Origin of the sequence: Loktanella sp. DJP18, from assembly GCF_049310965.1 — a bacterium.
GTDB lineage: Bacteria > Pseudomonadota > Alphaproteobacteria > Rhodobacterales > Rhodobacteraceae > Loktanella.
The window spans coordinates 1-5,987 of record NZ_JBMERN010000173.1; the positions used below are offsets into that span (position 1 = coordinate 1).

Below are 5,987 nucleotides of genomic sequence, written 5' to 3' on the forward strand. Positions count from 1 at the left end.
ATCTGACGCAACCCTCGAACCAAGGCTATCGCGTTTGGAAATTTGAGCGTGAAGATGGCGAACGGAGCGTAAACTTTTGGGCTCTCTCGCTGCGTTCGTGGTCAGTTTTCGATGATTTTCGACCTCTACGTGACGAGACATACCCAAACTCGAATCCTCTGACCCTCGAACGGAGAATGCCGCGGGAGAGGCCGCTAAACCATTCAGCTCACTTCACGATCATGGGGTCTAACAGGCTGCTGAAATAGCTGGAGCAGTGCACTACACCGGCAAAAAGGGGCTATTTTTGTGCTCTCTCGTCGAGCTGACGAAAACCTCTCGGGACCTGCGTCGATGAGCTCCACGAGAGCAGCTTATCAAAAGCCTTTTTCAGCAGCCTGCTAAGGACCAATATGATTCCCATCTGAATTGCGTCTCAGGCGAGAGTTCAGAATCCCTTATCCTATCCGGCGCGAATTTTTTGAAAGTCCTTCGCGCAATATCTTGGCCGTTGCTTCTTGAGAGCATATCAAGCGAAATATTTGCCCAAATATCTCTGTCGTCGCTGGTCCGCGTCTCTGTGCTTGCAAGATATGCCAGATAGGCGAAGCCGTATGCCGCATCCTTCCGGTGGCGCAGCCTGTGGACGCGCGCAGATACCTTCGCCCATAGGGGCTTGCGTGGCATAGCAATGAACGGTAGAATTTTCGCCATCTCTGGCGAATTTAGGCCCCCAAGTTGGGCCAATGCTGTGGGAATGCGGGCATGGTAAATGTGCCGCTTGTATCCCCAATAATGTTCCACAATGTCATTAGCTAACTTTATTTCGCGATCGCGACCTAAGACGTGCCCAATCACGAATTGTTCTATATTAAACACGGGGTCAATCGCCAGCAGAACGCGCATAAGATCTACGGCTTCATCAAGCGCGCCCGACATTGACGGAGGCACGCCGATCAAGCCGGAGTTATACATGAGTGCAGATGGGCGAATGACGTCGGAAAGCCCAATCCCAGGTGCCTTTTCTAGCAGCGCGCCCCAAGTGCCTTGCCCTGCCAGATCGCCATCAATGTCATGCATCACGGCTGATATGTCCGTGATTCTATCGAAAATCCGTGCGGGGTCGCCCATAAATGCCGTGTCTGTATCGACAAAGCAGACTTTGCCACCAAAAAGTCCGAGCGCATGCTTCACCGCGAAAATTTTCGTCGCATGATAGTATGTGCCGCCGAGCGTCCACTCAGAAATTTCTTCCGGTGTCATAACGTAAGTCTGAACGGGTAGACCGTGCCTCTTGTTTTGCTCATCGCAGATCAGTAAAATGTTTGGGGCATCCTTTCCAGCGCCACGGAGCGCGGACATGACGCTGTAACTGAGTTCCAATTGATATTTAGAATCGCTGCCGTAAACTAGATAAAGCAAGGTGCAGTCTGACATTGTTAATAGTTCTTTCATGTTGTCGCTTGCGGCTACCGTTAATGACTGTATGCACGGTGGCAAGGCTGAATTAAGCTACTCGTCGACAATCGGACAGCAAGCAGTAGATTAAATCAGCCGGAAAACTGTCCGATTTTTAGGGAGTGGCTCAGGGAGAGGTGTCTCGGTAAAAGTGAGCATCAGGGATAAAATGGTTTTCTGCACCATAGTAGAATTATGCTGCAAACTCAAACCTGCAACCACAAACTGCGCTGGTGATCCAAGAGGGCGCATCGCTTCTGGCTCATAGCAATTAGCGGAGCGCCTCGGAGCGAATTTCCTAGGCCACAGCGACCCTAATCCTAATGGAAAATGCATTGTAACTTTAAATTTAAGAGAAGTTCCAGAACCTTGGAGAGCGCTAATGGTAAAGCAGACACTTATGATCGGCATGGGTGCCAGCCTATACAGATCAAACGATGGGCGGCAGTTGATAGAGGCACAAACTGTATCTGGACTTAAGGGATGGAAACGAAGCTTTGATCGGGTCGTAGGGTATGCAATTGAGTCTAACCGACCGGCTCCCGAAGGCTGGATCGATGCCGTAAGTAATGGAATAACCGAGCCTGATTTCAAAATTATACCGCTCCCTGACACTTATCGTCTATCTCGGTTCTCAAATAAAATTAGCAAAGTAAAGGAGCGCCTCCTCGCTGAAATGCGACAGGCTGATTACTGTGTTTTTACCTATGGGGGCTGGCTCGGTGATCCTGGGGAGATTGCTGCATCGATTGCGCGTAAAAATGGAATCAGGCATGCGGTTTGGTTGGATAGGGTGGAATCGCAAGTTATTCGAGAAAGCGAGGCGATACGATCCAATTTTAAAACTTGGATCAAGGCAAAGCTTACGGAAACAAACGAGAATAGGGCCGTTCGGGCAGCGACATTATCACTTCTTCATGGTGCAACAGTTTACCAATATTTCGAAAAGATCGCCAGAAACCCACATGTAGTTGAAGATATTCATTATTCTAATGGCGATCGTATAGGTAAACACGATTTGGAAACCAAAATAAAATCTTGTCGTGAAGATCTGTTGAAAATCATCTACGTCGGACGTGCCGAACCGATGAAGGGTGGAAAGCAATGGCTTGAGGTACTCTCCCGACTAAAAGGTAAAGGTGTAGAATTTGAGGCTAGCTGGTACGGTGACGGATCCGAGTTATCGGACATGGTAGCAACAGCTCGTTCGGCAGGCCTGTTGGAGACGGAAGTGCATTTTGCTGGCTTTGTCGCTGATCGTGATACAATTAAGGCTGCCTATCGGAATGCCCATGCATTGCTTTTTTGTCATTTAACTGACGAGTCTCCGCGCAACCTCATCGAGAGCCTACACGCGGCTACGCCTCTGATTGGGTATGGCGATCCATTCGCCCAATCCTTGGTCGGCGAACATGGCGGCGGCGTTCTGGTCAAGCGTGGGCAGATTGCGAAACTAGTCGACACCATCTCTGCACTCGCCGACAATCGGGAGCGACTTGCCGATTTAGTGGAACGGGCTGCGCACTCAGCCTCCCACTTAACACATGAACGAGTTTTTGATGAGCGAAGCAATGTCGTAAAACGCGAGCTTAGTTAACGTCTAATTAAAATCAATTTAGTCGATTTTTGGCTACGACTGAAATTACGGTAGCCCCGGCACAAACCGGGGCAAGACCTGCTCGACATTCAAGAATACATCCTTTAGCCGTGCTTCGGCCTGGGCGTCGGTTTCGCCTTCGCGGATCGGGGTGATTAGGCGGACGAGCGCGCCGTCGGTGCGACCGATAGTGACGCCATCGACCAGAAGGTACATTTTGGCCGCGAAATCCCATGCCACGTGGCGGCCGTGCTGTTCGAACCAATAGTAGGCCATCATCCGGGACTCGCCTTTCTGGATGACGGCGCGGTTCAGGTGGTAGGGCTCCGACAGTCCGACTTCCGGCGCGATGTCGATCCGTTCCAGCCATGCGATTTCCCAGCCTGCGCCCGGCAGGCAGATTTCCGGTGAATGGGTGCCGCCCTTCGTCTGATCTTCGTAGTAGGCCGAGAAAAAACTGACCGGGGCCGCGGCATCCGGACTGGTGAAATCGACCGAGACGTAATCGTCCGCCCCCAGCGTGCGTTCGACGTCCGCCTCCAGCCGGGTGGCGCGGCCAGCGGTCCAGTTTCCCAGCGTGACCGGGAACAGCGCGAAGGGCTCGCGGTCGGGGACGCGGGTCTCGATCGGTGGACGCAGCTCCCAGACCAGCGCCGCGCCGCAGGCCAGGACCGCCGCGAGGATCAGGGCCCAGGACGGCTCGATCAAGCGGACGCGGGCGGCCTGGGCCGGCAGGCCGGAGGTTTCCAGATCCAGCGCGTCGACGAGGCCGAGTTTCTGCGGATGGAAGATCAGCATGAAACGGGCCAGCAGGAACAGCAGGATCACGCAGAGCATGAAGATGACCCAGCCTTCGAAGAAATGCGAGAAGCCTTCAAGGTGCGCAAGGCCCCAGGAGTTCACGATCCAGCCGGCGAAGGCGATGCGCACAGAGTTCATCGCTACGGTGATCGGCACGGCGGCCAGCAGCAGGATTGCCTTGTGCCACATCGGGCCGCGGTAGAGCACCGCGAAGATGTAGGAGAACGACAGGATCGGAAACAGGTAGCGCAGGCCGGAACAGGCCTCGGCCACGTGCAGCCGGTAGACGCCTAGGTCTATGATGTTGCCTTCCAAGAAGACCGGCACGTCGATCACTTGGAGCATCCAGACGCCCAGTTCGGACGAGATCGCCTGCAGGAAGGTCGACAGCTTGTAATAGAGCACGCCCGGCAGGGGCAGCATGTAGACCAGGTGCAGGACGGGCGGCCAGAATTGCCGTCCCTGCTGCCAGCCGAAGGAAATCAGCAGGATCGCCCCGACCCACAGGATCATAGCGTAAGCGACGATGTCGTCGATCTGGCTGAGCTTGCCCAGCGTCGCCAGCGACAGTGCCAGCACCAGTACGGCGATCCCCGGTCCGCGATCGGTGACAGGCGCGGTGTTGACCGGCACGTCCTTAAGCTGACGCAGGAAGAGAAGCAGCGACAGCACCGGGATCAGTGGCCCGTGGCTGTATTCCGGCAGCTGCCAGGCAACCAGCAGCGCATCGAGCCCTTCATAGAAGAACGCGGCCGCGCCAAGCACGGCGACGACCAGCCAGAACAGGCCGGGCCGCAGATAGGACGCCAGCTCGGTCGGGCGGCTGGTATTGCTGGTCATCGACATCTGCGCGGGCCACTTTTCACAATGACATGTCGGTCACTAACGCGGTCTTGCGACAATTTCACCCCGTCCCGTTACACGATTTAGCGATGCAGGGACAGGCCCCGGGGCGGCTTGGCCGGGAAACGGACTGTTCCGGCACGGCGCGTAACCAGCAGCCTGTTAGGCCTCGGCTATCTGGCCGTCGTGCATGGATGGGGCCGGATCGAGGCACCACACTTGCGCCGCAGGGCAGGGGGCTGATGATCCTACCTGCGCTGGATGCGCGGCAGCGCTGGCCTTCGGTCTGGCGACCTGCCAGGCGCTGCTTCTAATCCGCCCAGTCTCGCCTACGCTTGCCTGGCTCGGCCAGAGCTCCTATGCAGTCTATCTGTTTCATGTCTTCTTCACCGCCGGCACGCGCACGGTGTAGCTGGCCTTATACCCGACCATGGCTCCGGAGATCATCTGGCCGCTAGGGCCTGTGGACAATCATCTTGAGGCTATGAGTGCTGCTACGAGGTTCCAACACGCTGCATAGCTGCAATCTGTCTTGTCGTACCTTGTGGCTATCCCTCTGAACTCTTTGATCTTTGCGAAATAATTCTCCACCAGATGCCGCCACTTGTAGACCTCCGCATCATAATCGCGCTGGATTTTACGGTTGGCTTTGGGCGGGATCACAGCGGTTGCACCGCGCTCATCAACAGCTTGTAATAGCCAGTCCGCGTCAAACGCCTTGTCCGCGAGCAGCGCACCAAATGAAACGCCTTTGATCAACGGCGCGACACCTTTCATATCGTGCGCTTGCCCCGGCAGCAGCAGTAACCGAACCAGACTGCCGAGCGCATCCACCAACGCGACGATCTTTGTCGTTAGCCCACCGCGCGAGCGCCCAATGGCCTGATGTTGAGTCCCCCTTTTGCGCCGGTTGCCTTTTGGTGGACCTGAACGATGGTTCCGTCGAAAGCGCGTATTCGAGGTCGGCGTCTTCGCTCATAGCTTTGAAAAGACTCTCGAATACTCCGGCCCTGGCCCACCGGCGAAACCGACGGAACTGGCTGTTCCAGTGACCAAAGGCAGGCGGCAGGTCGCGCCATGGCGACCCGGTGCGCACCCGCCAGAAGACCGCTTCAAGAAACATGCGATTGTCCTTTGCAGTGACTCCAGCATCACTGACCTTACCCGGGAGATGCGGCTCAAGCCGCTGCCACAAGATATCCGACACCACAAACCGTTGCTCGTTCATTCAAACCTCCATTTTGGAAGTTTGAATCAGAAATCAGGCCCAATGGGAATCCTGAATGTCCACAGGCCCTAGTGTTCTGAA

3 protein-coding genes and 1 pseudogene are annotated in these 5,987 nt (G+C 55.3%); 1 reads left to right on the top strand and 3 read right to left on the bottom strand.

Translation table 11 applies throughout. The features are described 5' to 3' along the window. Nucleotides 1–369 precede the first annotated feature (369 nt). The gene (locus ACOI1H_RS22905; RefSeq protein ID WP_422440451.1) at nt 370–1,434 is read right to left on the bottom strand and encodes a hypothetical protein; all 1,065 of its coding nucleotides are present in this window, start codon (nt 1,432–1,434) and stop codon (nt 370–372) included. Between the two features lie 403 nt (nt 1,435–1,837). On the opposite strand from ACOI1H_RS22905, the gene ACOI1H_RS22910 reads away from it, so the two are divergent. After that, on the top strand, nt 1,838–3,034 hold the full coding sequence (locus ACOI1H_RS22910) for a glycosyltransferase (RefSeq protein WP_422440452.1): 1,197 nt from the start codon (nt 1,838–1,840) through the stop codon (nt 3,032–3,034). Nucleotides 3,035–3,079: 45 nt separating this feature from the next. On the opposite strand, the gene xrtD is transcribed toward ACOI1H_RS22910, so the two are convergent. Both xrtD and ACOI1H_RS22920 read right to left on the bottom strand, forming a co-directional pair. Then, a complete protein-coding gene (xrtD, locus tag ACOI1H_RS22915; RefSeq protein ID WP_422440453.1) occupies nt 3,080–4,675 on the bottom strand; it encodes a VPLPA-CTERM-specific exosortase XrtD in 1,596 nt (531 codons plus the stop codon). 474 nt (nt 4,676–5,149) lie between these two features. After that, nucleotides 5,150–5,906 (bottom strand): annotated as a pseudogene (locus tag ACOI1H_RS22920) (IS5 family transposase). Between the last annotated feature and the right edge of the window lie 81 nt (nt 5,907–5,987).